The following is a 19,142-nucleotide window of genomic DNA, read 5'->3' as shown; positions in this document are numbered from 1 at the left end:
TTTGCCGCGGTTCGTCTGCCGAAGCCGAGCGTCATACTTCCTGAGCGATTCACAAACCCGTCTTCCGCAAAATTATTGTATGGTTATATACATATTCTTACTGGGGGAATCGGCGGATGGGTCATTCGGAGAGCGCTACCGAGTGGCGGTGTACAGACTGCGGAGATACATACACAACGAACACTCGGTCGTGTCGCGTATGCGACGGCCAGTCATTCGCGCGATTCGACGAGCGGACGATTGTATACGAGCGCTACGAGGAGGACGACGACGAGACGCCTCGAACCATCCGCCATCTAAACAAGGACGCTATCGCGTATTTGTTGACCGACACGACGAGTCTGCGGATTGGGGTTGCCGTTGCGGTGTTGCTGGTCGCTTTTGTTGCCAATTCGCTCGTAACGGACGTAATCGGCGGGACTGCTGGAATGGTGGCCTGGACAGCCGTCGTGGGCGGGTACGTGGTCGCCGCGGTTTCCAGACGTCCCTCGGAGGGGGTTACCATTCAGTCTCTCGGCGGGCGTGTCTCCTTCGGCGGTGAGCCGGAGCCGTACCTCGAACGTTTCCAGCAGCGGGCCGATGTGCTCTTGCGGTATGCTTCGGGCTGGAAGACCCCTCTGTACATCGTCGACCGCGAGTACTGGTTCGTTCCTGCCCGCCTCGACGGCCTCCGCTATCGCTCGGCACCTGACGACTGGAGCCGATATATCGCGGTCGGCGGTGGATTGCTCGCCGGGCTTGCCGCTGGAGGACTTGCGAGCACTGCATACGACCTCCCTATCTCCATTGGCGTCGGTGGGGTGGCGGCACTCGTCGGTGGCATCGCGCTGTGGCTGTATCTACGTAGTCCCACAGACCTTGATACGCTTGTCTTCCGAACCGATGGCGGAACTCGGGCGCTGTTCAAACTGCCCGCCGAAACCGCTGCAACGGCGGTCGAGCAGTACGAATCGGCGATGGCTGAACTCGACGAGCCCCTGCTCACGGTCGAGCATGACGACGGGCTAACGGAGTACGTCCCCCGGTCAAAACTGCTCGTTGCAGGCCGCCGAACGGTCACGTGGACGTGGCTGTCGTTGGTTGTCGGCGCTGTCATCGCCGTGCTCGCTGGCGTGCTGACGTGGCTCGTGACGGGCGTGGTTGGGGGCACTACTGTGCAACGGACCGTCGCGTCGGCTCTTGTGGCCGGCCTCTTTGTGCTTGCAGTCTGGTTTTCTACCCGACCTTCCGACGAGGGAGAGCTTTCGTCGCTTGCTGCGAGCCGCGCCATCCCATCCGCAGAACTCGACCGGGTCTTCGAGGCGTTCACCGACACCTTCGAGACCACTGTCACGGTGACGGGGACGACGCGGACACCGTTTCGACGGGTCCAGTATCGGACGCAGGTTGCTCCGGAACAGGTCGAGATACTGGACTACTACGAAGGCAGGTGGTATCTCCTCCGGTATGCGAAATTCATTGCCGCCGTTGTCATCGCGACCGTCGTGACGACGCTTCTGGCGCGAGCCGTGGATGACGGACTGCTGTGGCTCTATTTGTCCGCCATCGGCGGGCTTGTCACGCTTGGGGCACTCGTTGTACTGTCTCTCGAAGACGACGACGCGCTGATTCGGCTCCAGCTTCGGGATGGCTTGCTGCGACGCTACCGACTCGAACCGGACGACGCTGCTGCCATTCGCCAGACCTTCTGTGACAGTCAACCAACGGTGTCGACAACGGACGACTCGCTGTTTTGGACGCAGCATCGATACGCCAATCTTGAACGGGCGGGCGTCGTCACTCCGTCAGTTCCCTCGCTGGGGTGGGCTCGGAAGCTGGTCGTGCTGCTTCCGCTCGCTTTTGCCCTTGGGGGCGCTGTCTATCTCGTTTCGGGCTACGACCTCGGCTTGATTCCCCCTGCCGTTGTCGCTGTCCTCGGCGTCGTTCTCTCGGTCGTGGCCTTTGGCTGGCTGGCCCCCGAGGAGGGGACACAGGTTGTCACCGCCAGCGGACGGCTTGCTGCTCCCAATGCCGATGCCGAAGCGGTCTGTGAGCGATTACAAACGATTCGGGGGGATGTCCTCGAGTTCGATGCTGGGACGCGCGATGCTGATACGTGGTATATTGTTCCACAAGCCATCGCAGCACTCAAAAAGTGGCGACCGTCGGCGTTGCCATTCTTCGTGGCCGGTGTCCTCAGCCTTATCATCGGTGGTGGGGCCGCATACGGTACGTTCGACGCAGTTGGGTCGTCGACGGTTGGCTACGTATCCGCCGCCATTGTTGGCCTGTGTGTCTTTTTTGTCGTCGTATTCGTGCTCGTGGGTCTGCTGGAGCGGGCCGGTATCCCAGTCTGGGACCGAACCCGCGCGGACCTCGTCGGTACCGAGCGGATAGAAACGACCGCCCAGACGGGCGCTTCCGAATTCGAGGCGTTCGACAGTTTGCCCGCCCAGTCCGAAAGCGACCCGACCGTCTACCGCGTCGGACGGCCCGAAAGCACAGCGCGACCCGTCGTCGACCGGGTCGCCGACGTCTTCGGGTCGCTGGGCAGTTCCAGCGCGGGGCGGGACGGCCCGGCGTCGGTGGACGACACCCCGGCCCCGGCGTCGACAGCGCAACCGCGGACCGCAGAGCGCGGCGTGGACGCCGCCGATGACGGGGAAGCGCCGGAGCGGGAGGAGAACGCGCCGGAGCGGACACACCCCGAACAGCGCGCCGGGGACGCCGCCGAGACCACAGCCGACCCGGTGCCGTCGTCGGGGGCGACCGACGCGGAAACGGAGTCCCGCGAACCGGCTCCCTCGGATGTCTGGTACAAACTACTTGTCGGGGGCGTGCTCGTCTGGGGTGCCACGTTCCTGTTTCCGCCGCTCGTCGTCGTCGCGTGGCCGCTGTTACCGGTCGCGACGTTCTTCGACGCCCGTCGGATGTATCGGCTGACGGGGACGCCGCGGTTCTGGTGGGGCTACGTGCTCGGTACGCTGGTGCCGGTGCTCGGAATCGTCGTCGCCATAGCGTACGTCCTGCGACGCCCGGACACGGTTCCCGAGGCCGACACCTGAACGTGCCACGGCGGGACGGTACGTGGCCCGGACGGCACGGACGGGGCCTCCCTCGAAAGGCGGCCCACCACCCACCTCTGTGTCGTGTCCGTCCCCGCCCGTCGAGCGGAGACACACACCACCGTTCGGTGAAGTGATGGTGTGTGTTCGTGCTCGCTGTTCTGCGGTGCGTGTCGGCGGTTGGCTGAGAATTGCTGAAACGGTGGTGGGTGCCATCTTACCCAACGCTGGACTCTCCGCCGTCGCGTTGTTGGGTAAGACGGTGGGGGGGACACACCACTCTTTCACGTGAAGCTCGGGGGGACGGCGGCGTGTACTCCACTCTTCGGGTGGCGAAAAAGAGCGCCAATGTGGTGGTGTCTCTGCTGGTTCGGGCGGCGGGACTAGTTTGAAGTTTACGGATTTCGTACTAGAGTGTATGCCCCCACGTTCCGTCTCAAAAACACCATCGCAGGACCTCGAAGCCGGAATCAATCAGCTTGCGACCGTCGGACGACTGCTGGAGCATCCAGCGCTTGCTCGCGTCTACGTCTACGCTTGCTATTACGGACCAGCCACTCGCCCACAGATCAAGGAGGCTCTGGCGATTCCGAAGACCACGGTCTACGATCACGTCGAAACGCTCGAGGCGCTCGGTATCGTCACGCTGGAAGGTGACCGGCCTGTCGAAGTGACCGCGGAGCCACTACAAATCACGACCGACGGCATTGTGGTGACACCGACGATCCTGCATGCAGTCGCGCTTCAAGAGGTCGATGAAGACGTCTCGTACTTCGTGGAGCGATATGGTGTTGGGAAAGTGGCTGCTGCAGTCCGACAGGCTGGGCTGCACTATGCAGGTCAAATCACACAGCGGATGGTTGCCGATCCACTCGACATTCCGACTGGCGAGGCAATCAGTATCGTTCTCGCTTTGAGACCTGCGCTCGCAGTCGGACAAGAATACGATCCACACTTCGATGTCATCTTTCCAGACATCGCAGGTGATATCGAGTTCGAGACTGACCTCGACGTGGCCGCCCCGCTTCCGAATTCAGAATCGTAATTTGCCTTCCGTCTCATGGACGAGTCATCTCCTCTCTCCCCCGAGCACGTCACATTAGTCGATACGAATGTCTTCATCAGCGCAGGGAATCCCGGAACGTCCAAACATCGTCGGTTCCGCCAAGTCGTTCGACGTGCCAGCGTCACTCTCTTCGTACCCTCCCGCGTTGAAGAAGAAATCGAACAGGGAGGCGTCAGACCAGCCTTGGAGCGCGCTCAAGATGAGGGGTGGGCCAAGACTGTTGATGCACCGACTGTGTCACACAGCAAGGCGACGACCGCTCAGGATATTGCACGGCGGGCGATCGCTTCAAAATCTACAGACAAAGACGAACATGACGTCGAGAAAGCGGATCCGGTGTTCGCTGGTCTCGCTGTCGAATATCTCCTCGATAAGAAGACGGCAGATACCGTGACGGTGATCACCGCTGATCGGATTGCCTGTGAGGCGATTGAAACCGCAATATCCTCGTTGGGCTACACTGGTCAAGTTTCTATTATTACGCTCTGGGATCTAATTGATGCCGAGGACGATGATTTCACTCTGATTTAATTAAAACGGTGGTGTGTGTTCGTGGTCGTTGTTCTGCGGTGTGGAGGCGGTTGGCTGAGAATTGCTGAAACGGTGGTGGGTGCCATCTTACCCAACACCGGACTCTTTGCCGTCGCGTTGTTGGGTAAGACGGTGGGGGGGACACACCACTTTTTCACGTGAAGCTCGGGGGACGGCGGCGTGTGCTCCACTGTTCGGGTGGCGAAAAAGAGAGGAGATGTCGCGAGTTCTTCTGGCGAAGCGGTTCGCACTGTGGTCGAAAGAACTCGCGACATCCGCTCTCCCACAACCGACAGGCGAGTCGTTTTCGTGTGGGTCTCGCCCCATGCGCTGGGCGTGCTCGTTTCGGGGGCTTCTCACAGATATCGTGTCTGGTGGTCGTTCGGGCTAGCTGACGCACTCCGGCGACCCGTCTTCGAAATGAAGGGGGTGTTGTCGAAATGAAAGGGGTGTCATCGAAATGAAGGCCCCGTATTCGAAATGAAACACTGTCCGTCTTCTCACACCCAGTGGGGGAGAGTCGAGGCGGAGCGGCCACCGTCACACACCGTTTTCGAAGTGAAATCGTCTGTCGCACCCCAGGACGTGAGACCGCCATCGAAATGAATCAGCTAGCGTGGCTACAGCAGCTACCAATAACGCCACCCACTGTCCATATGGCCCAATATCCGGATTTTGCGAATCCATTTCACTTCGAAAACGGTGTGTGGGTGTTCGAGTTTGGCCGCCCTAGCCACAGTATTTCATTTCGACAACGGTGTGTGAGAACCGATTTGAGAAGAACACCAGTGAAGCATTTCAAATCGATAACGGTGTGTGGGCGGTCTTCTGCACAGCCATTTCCGCCGACGGTGGACAGCACAACCACACTCCCACGAAAGTCCCAAAGAAGCGCGCACAGACCAGAGTACCCTACAACCGGCGTCGGAGAATGTCGCTCGCGGGGTGGTTCGGCATGAGCCGAGACCCCCACGCGAGGGATCCCCACCCTCCAAGGTGGAGAGGATGTCAATGTGCCTCAAGCCGATGTGCCCGGTACCTCTCCACGGTCAGGAGACCGGGGGAACCGAATTGAGAAATCGATGTTCTCGGCTCCATCACGGAGCAGTGGCTTCTTACGGGAGCCGTCGTCTTCGAACTCGATCACACCGAGTGATTCGAGCTCAGTCAGATTGCGGTGGACTTCGCGGTAATCGCGGTCAACAGTCTCAGCCAGCTGACGGATGCTTGCTGGCTCCTCGGAGACGATTGCCTCGATGAGCTCAAGATTTGCGGTACGCATGAGTCGGGCGATGTCGTCGAACTCCTCGAAGTTGAGGATGAATCGCACGTCCTGTTCGATCGGCTTGCTAGTGTCACCCGCTTCAGCCTGTCGCAAGCGTTCGCGTGCCGCCTGGCGATGCTCCCTGGCTTGCTGGAACGTGATTTTGAGTGTGTTTTCGGTCATGGGTTGTGTTCGATTTCTTTGCGGAACCGGTCACGGAGGTCCATCATCCCCGGAAACTCGATTTCGGTGACGCCCTCCGGTGTGTGACACTCGTGTCGGCCGACAGTTTCGTTCTCGTTGTCGTACCGGAGGATGGTGTCTCGGCCATCCGTATAGCCGTAGTGGAGCGCATAGCGGTAGCCGCTGGGATACTGCGGGTCATCGGTCTTGATGATCTTTCGCCGGATCACACGGTTGCCAACGCGGTCCTCGACGTCTTCAATGACCGTATGGCCCATCAATACCCTATGGTACGAATCCCACCACAGTAAATGTATGGGAAGAGCCTCATTCGAATATGGTGTGTGAGAGCTGCTTCTCTGGGGAGCACCAGTGAAGCATTTCAAATCGATAACGGTGTGTGGGCGGTCTTCTGCACAGCCATTTCCGCCGACGGTGGACAGCACAACCACTACTGCACCCACCGCCCACCTGAGACACTACACGCGCAGGCGTGGGACGACCCAAAACCACACCCACCACCTCCGGGCGGCATCGAGCCGCGCCCACCCCACGCCTCGGCGGCGACGCCCAGCGGCGGGCCACCAGACACCCTCCATCGCAGGCCCCCACGCGCGTCCCCCCACGCCAACAGAAACACCTCACCCCACCCCTCAAGACCTCCCGACAGCGGAGCGACCGCCGACCCCACTCAACGCTATCTTAACCAACATTAACGAATAGACATCGTTCTGTTGGTTAAGATACGTGCGAGCGTAGTAGAGCGAAGCAGCTAGTTAATTGACATCCTCCGCACGGCTGAAGCCGTGGGATTCCTCGGTGGGTGATTTAGGCCATGCCTGACTCTGAGGCAAGATTCCCCTCACGGGTACTCCGGTTTGTGGGCTCGACTCGGCGGGTGCCCTACCGAGCCGATCTCCGACCTGCACCAACCGGTCAGTGAGCCGTTTGTCACCGAACTCAGCAGACTGGAATTCCTTTCGAGCCGTGCCAGAAACATCGATCTCACACAGCCCCGCCTCGTCTAGATCAGTCCGCTGGCTTCGTGAGCCGCTCTGCATCTTGGTCTCTTTCTCGACGAGCTACAGCGATAGGAGTTGTGGGTGACAGATTCATCCCACGGCTAAAGCCGTGGGCTTTCTCCTGTATCCCTGTAAGAGACAGCCCTGAAGGGGTGGGCTTCCGTTCGTCACACTGTCAGCCCGGCCGCCCGCCAGCACCACCCAGCCGCGTATAAGCGCCGATAACGGACTCAGAAAGCGCCACCGACTCCAATTCTGCTCCGGTGTCAACGAGCGTTCGTTCCAGCTCACTGTCGGCAATCGTCGCTTCGGGGAAGACGACCGTCCGCTCAAGGCTCGAATCAGTGATCTCTGCGTCGGCCATCACGTGGACATTCGACCCAAGCGTCACGTCGTCGCCGATAGCCGCCTCAGGGTGAACATAGCTGTCGCCATCGAGTGCCCAAGCGACCGCGTTGAGATAGCTCTCCGGCGTGCCGACATCGAACCACGCGTCATCGAAGGGCACGGCCTGTACGGTTTCAGGCGTCTCCTCGACGAGCCATTTGACGAACCATCCCGGCTCGTCCGGGTTGTTGCCGGCTGCAAGATAGGCGTCAAACTTCGACAGCAGCTCGGCCGGGAAGCCGTAACAGGCAACGGAAACGAGCGAACTCGACGGATCGTCGGGCTTTTCGGCGAAAGTGGTGACTTCGAGGCTGGTATCGCCGCCGACCTCAGCGTCGCTGTCTGTGGGTGTCGCAGCTGCTGTGTCGCTCCCACCGTCCGTCTGCCCTGCTGGCGCTGCGGTTTCGAGCACGCCGTAGCTGCTGGCGGCCGCTGGCGTGCCGACATCGTAGGCGGCCAGTGTCGGCCCACCGTGTGCCTCAAACTGGTCGCAAAACCGCGCAAGCGACAGCCCGAGGACGTTGTCGCCGCCAACGACCAACGTGTCATCGTCGAGGGCTTCTCGCTCGACGAGTTGTGCCAGCGCCGCAATCACGCCCAGCTTCTCGTCCTCGCCGGTCGTCGACTCGACGCTGACCTGTGGTTTCTCGAAGTCCGTTTCCGCGAGATGGTTTCGGATGAGCGTCTCGAACTGCGCGTTGGTGCTGACGAAGACGTCGTCGATGCGGGATTCGGCTTCCAACTCGGCCAGCAATCGATCGAGGACTGTTCTTTCCCCGAGCGGCAGGAGCATCTTCGGCCGATGGCGCGTGACCGGCCACAGTCGCGTCGCATAACCGCCAGCCAGAACGATAGCGTCCATTGGCTCGGTCTGTGGGTGGCTGATATATAAAAGGCGTGGCAGAACGGCGCAAGTCCAGGGATGGGAGAATTGACTTTGACCACGTTTCAGTCACAACCGTCTCAATGTCCGGTAAAGTGCGTATCGCTGGAAGCAGCTGTCGGATAACACACTGTGACCCGATACCAAAAGATTTGCACAGGATGGCTGACCACTCGCCCACAGTGAAGCTCCCGGTACCATTGTTACCGTGGTCAATACGCTGGCTTGGCGTACTTGCCGTTGCAGGGCTCATCTTTTATTCATCGCTAGCTACAGTTCCTGAGACGGTAATCGATGAGACTGACCCAGGTATTGTTCCGCTCCATCTGTGGCGACACATCCTCGCGTACTTCGGCCTCGCAGGTGTACTCGCCTATGCGACCGACCACTGGGCGATCCCGCGCTGGCGGAATGCTGTGTTAGTAATTGCGGCCGCAGCGCTGTATGGTGCCTGTATGGAACTCGGGCAAGCATTCCTCCCGCATCGGTCTGATTTTCTCCTCATCGATGTCGCGGCGAACACGCTCGGCGCCAGTGGTGTTGTTGTATGGTATGCACTCCGCCCATACTTGGAGTTGCAGCCGATGGCAACGCTCGCTGCTCGAGTCCGAGGTTGGTACGCCGACCGGTAGGCAATACGAGATTGTGCTTTCCGAGAGGAGGGCTTTCGCTCGCTAGGTATCAATCAGTCGAGCTCGGCGGACTCTCTGGCGTCGTTGATGAGAGCTTCGCCGGCTGTTAAAAGCGCTTCAACGCGGTCGTCGGTGGCCGCCTCGGCGTATATCCGAAGTTTCGCTTCGGTGCCGCTGGGTCTAACCAGCAGCCACGCTCCGTCCGCCAGCAGGAACTTGCTACCGTCGGCGTCGTTAATTTCGTCGACCGCAGTACCGGTGATGGACTCGGGCGGATGCGATGTCAACGCCGCCATCGTCGGCGCCTTCTTTGCGTCCGGGCACTCGAGACTCCGCCGGGCCTGCTTGATGTCGCCGTAGGTGTCTACCAGTGTGGCGAGCCGGTCTGTGAGTGGCTGGTCGGCGGCGGCCATCGCTGCCAACACCCCGGTCAGAACACCGTCTTTCAGCCGGATATGATCTCGAATCGTGAATCCCCCGCTTTCCTCGCCGCCAATGAGAGCGTCGTGCTCCGCCATTGTCTCGGCGACCCATTTGAAGCCGACCGGCGTCTCGACAGCTGTTGTGCCGTGGGCGTCGGCGATACGGTCGATCAGGAATGTCGTTGAGACCGTCCGGACAGCCGGTGCGGGCGTATCAGTCGCCGCTAGCAGATAGTCGTACAAGACGGCAAACAGCCGATTGGCATCAAGCGGCCCATCCTCAGTCACGACGGCGACCCGGTCGGCATCCCCATCGTTTGCGATCCCGATGTCGGCCGGCCCATCGACGACTCGGTCGGTCAGCGCTGCCAGCCGCCCGGGCGTTGGGTTAGGGGCGCCACCGCCGAACGTCGGGTCACGACCACACCGAAGCCGAATGACATCGGCGCCGGCGGCGGCCAAAGCTGCATCAGTACAGCCACGGCCACTGCCGTACATCGCATCGTAGGCAACCGTTACCCCTTCGAGGTCAGCGCCGAGCCGCTCAAGGACGGCGTCGACATGTGGCCTACAAAAATCGACTTCTTCACAATGACCGCTGAGCGGCCGATCACGCACCGGAGATTCTGTCGCCCCATCTGTTATTTGGGCTTCCGTGGCTAACGGTTTGGGTCCGATATCCGGCTTCGGTGCCAGCGGTGGTATATCGACTGATTGGAGGGCTGTCTCGATAGCATCTGTCTGCTTGGGTCGCGCAGGGGCACCGTCTTCCGGGATGAATTTGACACCGCTATCTGAAGGTGGGTTGTGCGAGGCGGTAATGGTGAGTGCGCCGGCAAGATCGCGGTCGACGACCGCATACGCTAACGCTGGCGTGGGACAATCACGTTCGGCAAACAGGACATCATGGCCGTTAGCAGCCAACCCGGCCGCGACCTCGCGGGCAGCTTCGCTGGCGCCTGCCCTAGCATCGTAGCCGACCGCAACAGGGTCTTCCCGTCGCCCACGTTCAGCTACAACTGTACTCACCGCGGCGGCGACCGCCTGCAGACGTATCGGCGTCAACGCCTCTCTCGTGTCTCGCCAGCCGTCTGTGCCGAACGCAATGGTCTCGATGTTTGCTGTGTCCATAGTTATGTTTGGACAAGCAGATGGAATGCAGACTGAATATTATTGGGGTCCGACATCTGCGTTCAATCTGCTAACGTAGGCTATACATTGTGCTTGCGTATGCCCATGCAGTGAGAATCGGCGGCAGCGTCGATTTTTGATTTAACCAACAGAATTCGCCGGACGCCTCGTTTTGTTGGTTAAGAAAGCAGAAAGCATCCTGCCCGGCTCCTCCTGATAAACACGAAAAATTATCACGTAAGGCTCCAATCCAATTCCATATGCAAGCAGTCGTCTTGGCCGCCGGTGAGGGGACCCGCCTCCGCCCGCTGACTGAAGACAAGCCGAAAGGGATGGTCGAAATCGATGACAAGCCGATCTTGACGCACTGTTTTGACCAGCTCGTCGACCTCGGTGCTGACGAACTCGTCGTGGTCGTCGGTTACATGAAAGAAGTCATCATCGACCATTACGGCGATGAGTACCGCGACGTGCCGATTACCTACACCCACCAGCGCGACCAGCAGGGGCTTGCCCACGCGCTGTTGACCGTTGAGGAACACATTGACGACGATTTCATGCTCATGCTCGGCGACAACATCTTCCAGGCCAATCTTGAGGATGTTGTCCGGCGACAGCAAGAAGAGCGCGCTGACGCCGCCTTTCTCGTCGAAGAGGTACCGTGGGATGAGGCCAGCCGCTACGGCGTCTGCGACACCAACCAGTACGGCGAAATTACGGATGTCATCGAGAAGCCCGACGACCCGCCGTCAAATCTCGTGATGACCGGCTTCTACACGTTTACACCTGCTATCTTCCACGCTTGCCATCTGGTGCAGCCCTCCGACCGCGGCGAATACGAGATTAGCGAGGCGATCGACCTGCTGCTTCAGTCCGGCCGGACGATTGACGCTATCGGACTCGAAGGCTGGCGGATCGACGTTGGTTACCCGGAAGACCGTGACGAGGCCGAGCGCAGGCTGCAAAACGCGGCGGCTGATGAGACTGAAAGCGTCGCCGTAGAGTGAACTGTCTCGGGAGCAAGTGGTTCGAGACGCTAGGCGTCCCGTGGTTTCGCCCTGTTTCCATTGCTCGCGACTTTTTAGGTCTTTGAGGGCATCGTATGCTGTGAAATAAATGAGTCTCTGCCCCTCGATGCTTCGGTTGGTGCTGTGTTGTTCGATAGCCACAACACCTATTAGTCAGACAGCCGTTGTTCTATGTGGACAACACAGGTGCTCGGATGCCAGCGAGGAAGCTCTTCGAGGACGACGATGAATTCCCGGAAGGCGACCGATGGGAAGCGCTTGCCTGGGATGTCTCCAAGAGCGACAAATTTCCTGAGGGGCTGAAGTACAGTTTTCAGTACCTCGGGCCGGCAGACGAAGAGATCCTGCGATACGACAACGCGAACGACGCCCACGGTGTTGGGCGGCACCACCGCCACTCCCGTGGTGAGGTCGAAGGTATCGAATTCGAGGGCCTTCGGTCGCATATCCAGAACTTCCTCGAGGAAGTCGAAACCATCCATGAGCAAGAATACGCCTGACAACCCCCACGAACCGCCAGAGGATGCCGAGTACCCCTCGACGCTTCGTATCACGTCGAAGCCGTTTGCGGACCACAAAGAGAGCGTTCTGGATCGTGCTGAGCGCTGGGAGCAGGGCGAAGAAGTGCCACACGTCGTCAATTTCCAAGACGCTAGCCGTCTCCAGCGCATCCTCACGTCACGTCGCTTGGAGCTGGTGCAGAGTCTGATGGGTTCGCCCGCCGAGAGTATGCGTGCCCTCGCCGACCGCCTCGGTCGGGACGTAAGGCAGGTCCACGACGACCTCCAGATCCTGAACGAGTATCGGATCGTCCACTTCCGCGAAGAGGGGGGCGCGAAGAAGCCACACGTCCCGTACGACACAGTGAAGATTGAAGTCGAACTCACTAAGTCGCTCGACGACGCATCCGAATCGCCGGCGTCAGCGTGAACCGCTCCGGGGTCAAGTGGTTCGAGACGCAGAGCGTCTCGTCATCACGGAAGACTTCGTCTTCCGTACGACCCCGAGGCACTCTGCCTGCGTTTTCTGTAGACAGAGGTAGTCGACTTGGCGGTGGCAATGGCAACGTTGCTATCGCTGGCACTTGGAGTGTCCCCGTCGACCCACGCGTATTTAGCCGCCGCCGCACACACCACCAGTATGAAGCTAAATGTCGTCGGCAGCGGCTACGTGGGAACGACGCTGGCCGCCTGTCTGGCGGAGATGGGCCACAACGTCTCTGCGATCGACATTGACGAGGCAACCGTCGCCGCGCTCAACCAAGGGTCGGCCCCGATCCATGAGCCGGGGCTCGAGGACCTGCTGGCCGACCACGTTGGCGACCGCCTGCAGGCGACGACCTCGTATGCCGACGCGGCGGCGGCCGACTGTAGCTTCCTGGCTGTCGGCACGCCCACCAACGACGACGGCAGTATCGACGTGGCGCCGCTTGCTGCGGCCGCCGAGATGCTCGGTGCGGCGTTGACAGAAGCCAACGGCGAATCCAGCAATAGCGGTGGCAATGTCGGTTCTGGCGCCGATGGGAGTGCCGACGCCGCTGCTGAGGACACCCACGACCACCTTGTCGTTGTCAAATCGACGATTACGCCGCCGGCGGTGGCGACGGTTCGGGAGGCGCTTGCCGACGGCGCAAGCGTCGATAGTGACCAACTGGACATCGAGGTAGCGACCAATCCGGAGTTCCTCCGGGAAGGCAGCGCGGTCGAGGATTTCCGCAATCCCGACAAGCTCGTGTTCGGGACGGCATCCGAGGGGGCACTGGAGACGCTTGAGACGCTGTATGCGCCACTGATGGCGTCGACTGACGCGCCCGTCGTCCGAACGGACCCCGAAACGGCGATGATGATCAAATACGCCAACAACGCGACGCTGGCGACGAAAATCTCGTTGGCCAACGATATCGGAAACATCTGCAAGGCGTTTGGCCTTGATGCCTACGAGGTAATGGATGCCGTCGGGCTCGATGACCGAATTGCGGGGGCATTCTTTGAGTCCGGCGTCGGCTACGGCGGCAGTTGCTTCCCGAAAGATGTCGCCGCATTGCGGGCGGCGGCACGCGAGGCGGGGTATGAGCCGCCGTTGCTTGGGGCAACGACGACGGTCAACGACCGCCAGCCCGATCGGCTGCTTGAGCTGCTTGCTTCACACATCGACATCGAAGGCGCACGGGTTGCCGTTCTGGGGTTGGCGTTCAAGCCCGGGACGGACGACATCCGCAACTCCCGGGCGATTCCGGTTATCGAGGGGCTACTGGACCGTGGAGCGACCGTCGTTGGCTACGACCCTGTTGCGGCCGAAAACATGCGCGAGCGGTTCCCGTCGCTAACGTACGCGGACTCGGCGGCTGAGGCCCTCGCTGATGCGACCGGTGCGGTTGTCACGACCGACTGGGACGAGTTTGCGGCGCTTGATTCGGCCTTCGATGAGATGGCCACGCCGGTGGTGGTCGATGGCCGCCGGATTATCGACCGACGCGAGGGGATTACGTATGAAGGGCTGACGTGGTGAACCGTCTTCCTTGAGGCCCCGGCCGAACGCGAGCTTCGGGAGGCGATCGAGGAAACTGACGCCGTCGAACGGTTTCCCGAGAACTTGCCGTTCGACGACCTCAAGTTTCGGTGGAGATGACTGGAAACACCGGAATGTGGTAGCCGTAGCGATCAATACGGATCGTACGGCTCGACCTGAATGATCTCTTGGACATCGTCCGTCCAGAACTGCTTCTCGGCTGTCGCAAACGTTCCGCCGTGTTCGAGAGCAGCGGCAGCGATTAGTGCATCGAGTTGGTCGACAGGCGCTCCTCGACTGAGAAGGGCCGCCTGTAACTCTTGGGCTTCGATCGCGGTTTCCATTCCTGTCTCGAGGACTTCCATCGAGGAGTCGACACTCCGAACGATCTCGTCAGGCGTGGCGTCAATATGTCCGTAGAGAGATCCCATGAGCGCTTCAAAGAGAACGATGGACGGAACGCCCCAGCGGTCGCGTTCAAACGCCGCAAGGAACGCTCTTGCTTCGTCAGTACCGTTCAGGTAATCACTCAGCAGGTTGGTGTCAATGACGAGCAGCGTCATCGGTCCAGCTTCTCGACGTGGTCGTCCATTCGGCTCCGCATCCGGTCACGGATCGCTTCCATGCCCTCCCTAGATTCTTTTGGGTCCGACGATGCAACGCCGAACCCAGCCCACTTATCGTCGGATGTGAGCCGAATGATGACGTCGTCATAGCTCTCACCTTCGCGTTTGTAGAGATCGAGCCGGGACTTTGCCTCCTCTGAAAGTCGGATCGACGTGCTCATGTATGCATTATTGTATGCACGCGAATAAACGTGGCTATTCAAACCAGTCCAGATATTGTCGGAATAATATGAAAGTGCCAGTTGCGTAGACACCTCGGTCTCGGACAGACACCGTCTGCGTCCAGTCGACCGGCTGTCAGCAATTCGTGGTCGTTTCTATAGCACGCCTCTCTGTCTATGTGTTCGGTCGTATTTTCGCGAGGAGGCTCCGGCAAGAGCTGTTGCCGTCAGAATACGCTCCAAACTAGTTGGCATTTGCTGCCGTCCTCAGGTGGAGGCGAATGCCGATCTGTGTCTACACAACTGAGTCAGAGCAGACGACTTTTTATGCTGGCCAACGCAGGCGGTGGCAATGCAGGTGCTTGTCACTGGCGGGGCGGGCTTTATCGGCGGCCATCTCGCCGAACAGTTCGCCGCTGATGGCCACGATGTGGTGGTGCTCGATAACTTCGAGCCATACTACGATCTTGGCATCAAAGAACACAACGTCGAAGCGGCCCGTGACGCCGCCAAGGCAAACGGCGCCACGTACAAACTGATTGATGGCTCGATTACGGACGATGATCAAGTGGACACACTGGTTAGTGAAGCTGATGTCATCTACCATCAAGCCGCTCAAGCAGGCGTTCGCAAAAGCGTCGAACAGCCCGCGAAGGTCAATGCCTACAACGTTGATGGCACGGTGACGCTTTTGGAGGCAGCTCGCCGGCACGACGTCGAGCGTGTCGTGCTTGCCTCGTCGTCGTCGGTGTATGGCAAACCGGAGTATCTGCCGTATGACGAAGCCCACCCGACAACGCCTGTGTCGCCGTATGGCGTCTCGAAGCTGGCGGCCGAACAATACGCCCGCGTGTACAGCGAAGTGTATGGCCTACCGACTGTCGGGCTGCGCTATTTTACCGTCTACGGGCCGCGCATGCGACCGAACATGGCGATGACGAACTTCGTCTCGCGGTGTTTGCACGGCGAGTCGCCGGTCATCTATGGCGATGGGACACAGACGCGGGATTTCACCTACGTTGCTGATATAAAGCGGGTGAACGCACAGCTACTGAATGACGACAGCGCCGATGGCGAGATTCTGAATATCGGTTCGACTGATACGATCGATATCCAGACGCTGGCCGAGGTCGTCCGCGACGAAATTGATCCGTCGCTGGACATTGAGTATACAGACCCCCGAGAGGGCGATGCCGAACACACCCATGCTGACATCTCGAAAGCCAACGCGTTGCTTGGCTATGAGCCGACTGTCGACATCCGTGAGGGCGTATCGGCGTTTATTGATTGGTACCGAGAGAACAAAGCGTGGTACGACCCGCTCGTGCGGGGCTCCTGAACCGTTCCTGTAGTAGTGAAACACCTCGGGAGCAAGCCCCGAGGATTCGCCTTCTGGGGCCAAGCCGTTCGAGACCCTCGATTCTGCTCTGTTGAATAGCGGTGCTTCTGGGACTAGTTGTAATCTGGCTACTCGCATGAGACGCCGTCGGTAGTAATCGCACAAGACAGATAGCCATACACCAGCACAGAGGTCGCTATTCAACACAGCAGACTAAAGAGCACAGCTGGGCCGAGACGCCAGAACAGCGGCACATATGTAGCGAAAAGCTGTTGGAAGACCGGATGGTTTTGACAGCGCCGGCAAACGCCGTGAGTGCGGCAACGCCTGCGATGCCACCGAGCCGATACCGCTATCTGCGCATATTCCGAATAGATAATTTAAGTGAAATAAACGCTACCGTTGATATCAGAGCATCGTTCTGCGTGAGCAGATATTACGGAAAACCAATGAGAAAGCGCCGTGCTTTAGCGCGGGGAGGAGGTCAATCTGCAGCCACCCACTCGGTCGGAGCCGTTTTACCCCGCGGCATCGCAGACGGGTGTATGTTCGGCACGAGCGGTATTCGCGGTCCCTTCGGCGAGACGGTCACAGCGGAGTTGGCGCTCGACATCGGCCGTGCGCTCACAACGGCAGGGTACAACACCATCGTCGTCGGTCGCGACCCACGGACGACTGGCCCGCTCCTTGTCGACGCGCTGTCGGCGGGCATCCGCGAGGGCGGTGGCAACGTCATCAACGTCGGCGTTGCATCGACACCGACTGTCGCTCGGAGCGTCGGCTGGCGGGCAGCCGATGCGGGCGTCTCGGTAACGGCCTCACACAATCCGCCCGAAGACAACGGTATCAAACTTTGGTCACCATCCGGCATGGCTTTCGACGAAGCCCAACGGAGCGAAATCGAGACGCTGCTGGCGTCGGACCGCTTCGAGTCGGCGGCGTGGGATGCTGTCGGCAGTGAAGAACGTTGGGAGGCAGCCACCGAGCAACACATAACGGCAATCGCTGATACAGTCCCGCAAGTCGAAGACGTGCATGCAGTCGTCGATGTTGGCAACGGCGCTGGCGACCTCACTATTGACGCCCTTCGCGCCCTCGGCTGTACCGTCGACACGCTCAATGCCCGCCCGGACGGTCACTTCCCGAGCCGTCCCAGCGAACCGACCGCGGAGGCCTGTACCGCACTCCAAGCCCATGTCGAAGCGACGGCGGCCGATATCGGCATCGCCCACGACGGCGACGGCGACCGGATGATGGCTGTCGACGAGACCGGGCGGTTCGTTGGCGGCGACGAACTGCTGGCGCTTTTCGGCCGCGCGGTCGCGACGGAGGGCGACCGCATCGCTGCGCCGCTGAACACCAGCCAACTCGTTGACGCTGCCTTGGCGGAGGTTGGCGCTGAACTCGTTCGTACCCGCGTTGGCGATGTGTACGTTGCCGAGCGGGCACGCGAAGCCGATGTCGTCTTCGGCGGCGAGCCGAGCGGGGCGTGGATATGGCCGACGACGACGCTGGCTCCTGATGGTCCGCTTGCTGCCGCGCGTGCAGTCGAACTCGTTGCCACGAATGGGCCACTATCCGAGCAGGTTGCGTCACTCGAACAGTATCCGCTGCGGCGCGAAAGCATCCCGGTTGACGACAAGCGCGCTGTGATGGACGGCGTCACCGAGGCTGCGACCGACCGATACGACACCGTCCAGCAGCTTGATGGCGTCCGTATCGAACGCGACGACGGCTGGATGCTCATCCGCGCCAGCGGCACCCAGCCGCTTGTCCGGCTGACTGCCGAAGGGACAACCGATGCGGACGCCGCGTCGCTACTGGCTACGGCCCGGGATATCGTGGCGTCGGCTCGGCCTGCATGAACGGATGATGGCCGTGATGAATCGGGTGTCCAGCGCTTTTCGCTGCCGTGATACCCGGTGGTATTTTTGCGGGTCGGGTCGGAGAGTCGATGAGAATGCCAGACCGGACGGATGTATGCGTGCTGTTGCCGACGCTTGACGAGGCCGAGACGATAGGCGATGTTATCGAGGGCTTTCATGAGGAGGGCTTCGAGCACGTACTTGTCGTTGACGGTGACTCGACGGATGGAACGCGGGCCATCGCCCGCGAGCACGGGGCCCGCGTCATCACGCAGTCGGGCAGCGGAAAGGGACAGGCAGTCCGGGAAGGTGTCGAACAGATTGACCAACCGTACGTGTTGATGGCCGACGGCGATGGCACGTATCGGCCGGAAGACGCCGACAAAATGCTCACGCCGCTGTTTGCGGGGCGGGCCGAGCATGTCATCGGCGACCGGTTTGCCGACATGGAGGCGGGGGCGATGACGCGGTTGAACGCTGTCGGTAACCGCCTCATCAATCGCCTGTTTGCAACGATTCACGGGCGTGACTTACAGGACATTCTGTCGGGATACCGGGCGTTTACGACCCAATCGTTCGAGCGGTCGCAGCTCTCGGCTGATGGGTTCGGCATCGAGACCGAGTTGGCCGTCGAGTGCGTCCGTCGCGGGGTTTCGACTGCGGTCGTGCCGATTCGGTACGAGGCTCGGCCGGGAGGGTCGGAGACGAACCTGCATCCACTGAAGGACGGCGGCCGCATTCTGCTGACGCTGTACCGGCTTGCGCGGATGAACAATCCGATTTTCTACTTCGGGAGCGTGGCGGCTGTCGGGACCGCCGGTGGTGTGGCACTGGGAGCGTTTGTGGGCTACCGGTATCTGACTGCCGGCGTTTCGCATGAGGTCTTGGCGCTTTTGGCAGCGTTTCTGGTGTTGCTGTCGGTCCAACTGCTGATGTTCGGGGTGCTTTCGGATATCATCGTCTCAATACACCGAGAGCAAAGCCGCCGGCTCGACGATATCGCCGACCAACTCGAAGAACAAAACGACGAGTAACAATACCGAGGCGCTG

Annotated in this window: 17 protein-coding genes and 1 pseudogene; 11 read left to right on the top strand and 7 right to left on the bottom strand. The window is 60.3% G+C overall.

What is annotated here, in order from left to right; genetic code table 11:
- Positions 1-116: 116 nt before the first annotated feature.
- From NP_RS11565 to NP_RS11555, 3 genes are all read left to right on the top strand, one after another.
- Positions 117-3,044 carry a hypothetical protein gene (locus tag NP_RS11565; protein WP_011324050.1) on the top strand — a complete coding sequence of 976 codons (2,928 nt, stop codon included), beginning with the start codon at positions 117-119 and terminating at the stop codon, positions 3,042-3,044.
- A gap of 418 nt (positions 3,045-3,462) precedes the next feature.
- Positions 3,463-4,089 (top strand): winged helix-turn-helix domain-containing protein, encoded by a 627-nt coding sequence (locus NP_RS11560; protein ID WP_011324049.1) that lies wholly within the window; start codon positions 3,463-3,465, stop codon positions 4,087-4,089.
- 15 nt (positions 4,090-4,104) lie between these two features.
- The gene (locus tag NP_RS11555; protein WP_011324048.1) at positions 4,105-4,641 is read left to right on the top strand and encodes a hypothetical protein; all 537 of its coding nucleotides are present in this window, start codon (positions 4,105-4,107) and stop codon (positions 4,639-4,641) included.
- 1,018 nt (positions 4,642-5,659) lie between these two features.
- Here NP_RS11555 and NP_RS11550 read toward each other — a convergent pair.
- From NP_RS11550 to NP_RS11540, 4 genes and pseudogenes are all read right to left on the bottom strand, one after another.
- Positions 5,660-6,088 carry an HVO_A0114 family putative DNA-binding protein gene (locus NP_RS11550; protein WP_011324047.1) on the bottom strand — a complete coding sequence of 143 codons (429 nt, stop codon included), beginning with the start codon at positions 6,086-6,088 and terminating at the stop codon, positions 5,660-5,662.
- On the bottom strand, positions 6,085-6,366 hold the full coding sequence (locus NP_RS11545) for a toxin-antitoxin system TumE family protein (RefSeq protein WP_011324046.1): 282 nt from the start codon (positions 6,364-6,366) through the stop codon (positions 6,085-6,087). The genes NP_RS11550 and NP_RS11545 overlap by 4 nt, the downstream gene beginning before the upstream one ends.
- Positions 6,367-6,969: 603 nt before the next feature.
- A pseudogene (locus NP_RS14990) lies at positions 6,970-7,149 on the bottom strand (IS4/Tn5 family transposase DNA-binding protein); the annotation flags it as partial.
- A gap of 136 nt (positions 7,150-7,285) precedes the next feature.
- Positions 7,286-8,359 carry a nucleotidyltransferase family protein gene (locus NP_RS11540; protein ID WP_011324045.1) on the bottom strand — a complete coding sequence of 358 codons (1,074 nt, stop codon included), beginning with the start codon at positions 8,357-8,359 and terminating at the stop codon, positions 7,286-7,288.
- Between the two features lie 182 nt (positions 8,360-8,541).
- Here NP_RS11540 and NP_RS11535 point away from each other — a divergent pair, with 182 nt between their 5' ends.
- Positions 8,542-9,012 carry a VanZ family protein gene (locus NP_RS11535; RefSeq protein ID WP_011324044.1) on the top strand — a complete coding sequence of 157 codons (471 nt, stop codon included), beginning with the start codon at positions 8,542-8,544 and terminating at the stop codon, positions 9,010-9,012.
- Positions 9,013-9,065: 53 nt separating this feature from the next.
- Here the strand turns inward: NP_RS11535 and NP_RS11530 are convergent, their stop codons facing one another.
- A complete protein-coding gene (locus tag NP_RS11530; RefSeq protein ID WP_011324043.1) occupies positions 9,066-10,565 on the bottom strand; it encodes a phosphoglucomutase/phosphomannomutase family protein in 1,500 nt (499 codons plus the stop codon).
- Positions 10,566-10,825: 260 nt separating this feature from the next.
- On the opposite strand from NP_RS11530, the gene aglF reads away from it, so the two are divergent.
- From aglF to NP_RS11510, 4 genes are all read left to right on the top strand, one after another.
- The gene (gene aglF / locus NP_RS11525; protein WP_011324042.1) at positions 10,826-11,572 is read left to right on the top strand and encodes a UTP--glucose-1-phosphate uridylyltransferase AglF; all 747 of its coding nucleotides are present in this window, start codon (positions 10,826-10,828) and stop codon (positions 11,570-11,572) included.
- 215 nt (positions 11,573-11,787) lie between these two features.
- Entirely contained in the window at positions 11,788-12,093 is a 306-nt protein-coding gene (locus NP_RS11520; protein ID WP_011324041.1) for a toxin-antitoxin system TumE family protein, read from the top strand.
- Entirely contained in the window at positions 12,074-12,523 is a 450-nt protein-coding gene (locus NP_RS11515; RefSeq protein ID WP_011324040.1) for an HVO_A0114 family putative DNA-binding protein, read from the top strand. Before NP_RS11520 ends, NP_RS11515 begins: the two co-directional genes overlap by 20 nt.
- A 210-nt stretch (positions 12,524-12,733) precedes the next feature.
- Positions 12,734-14,101: a UDP-glucose dehydrogenase family protein gene (locus NP_RS11510; RefSeq protein WP_011324039.1), complete on the top strand. Its 1,368-nt coding sequence runs from the start codon at positions 12,734-12,736 to the stop codon at positions 14,099-14,101.
- A gap of 152 nt (positions 14,102-14,253) precedes the next feature.
- On the opposite strand, the gene NP_RS11505 is transcribed toward NP_RS11510, so the two are convergent.
- Together NP_RS11505 and NP_RS11500 are read right to left on the bottom strand one after the other, a co-directional pair.
- Positions 14,254-14,664, bottom strand: a complete 411-nt coding sequence (locus tag NP_RS11505; protein ID WP_011324038.1) for a PIN domain-containing protein — start codon at positions 14,662-14,664, stop codon at positions 14,254-14,256.
- The gene (locus tag NP_RS11500) at positions 14,661-14,888 is read right to left on the bottom strand and encodes a DUF7557 family protein (RefSeq protein ID WP_011324037.1); all 228 of its coding nucleotides are present in this window, start codon (positions 14,886-14,888) and stop codon (positions 14,661-14,663) included. Before NP_RS11500 ends, NP_RS11505 begins: the two co-directional genes overlap by 4 nt.
- Before the next feature lie 352 nt (positions 14,889-15,240).
- Here NP_RS11500 and NP_RS11495 point away from each other — a divergent pair, with 352 nt between their 5' ends.
- From NP_RS11495 to aglJ, 3 genes are all read left to right on the top strand, one after another.
- Positions 15,241-16,227: a GDP-mannose 4,6-dehydratase gene (locus tag NP_RS11495; protein WP_011324036.1), complete on the top strand. Its 987-nt coding sequence runs from the start codon at positions 15,241-15,243 to the stop codon at positions 16,225-16,227.
- Positions 16,228-16,772: 545 nt separating this feature from the next.
- Positions 16,773-18,092: a phosphoglucosamine mutase gene (gene glmM / locus NP_RS11490; protein WP_011324035.1), complete on the top strand. Its 1,320-nt coding sequence runs from the start codon at positions 16,773-16,775 to the stop codon at positions 18,090-18,092.
- Positions 18,093-18,181: 89 nt separating this feature from the next.
- The gene (gene aglJ / locus NP_RS11485) at positions 18,182-19,126 is read left to right on the top strand and encodes an S-layer glycoprotein N-glycosyltransferase AglJ (protein ID WP_011324034.1); all 945 of its coding nucleotides are present in this window, start codon (positions 18,182-18,184) and stop codon (positions 19,124-19,126) included.
- Positions 19,127-19,142: the final 16 nt, after the last annotated feature.

The organism is Natronomonas pharaonis DSM 2160 (assembly GCF_000026045.1).
Taxonomy (GTDB): Archaea; Halobacteriota; Halobacteria; order Halobacteriales; family Haloarculaceae; genus Natronomonas; species Natronomonas pharaonis.
The sequence above is the reverse complement of the archived record's forward strand: the minus strand, read 5'-3'. Positions and strand labels throughout refer to the sequence as shown.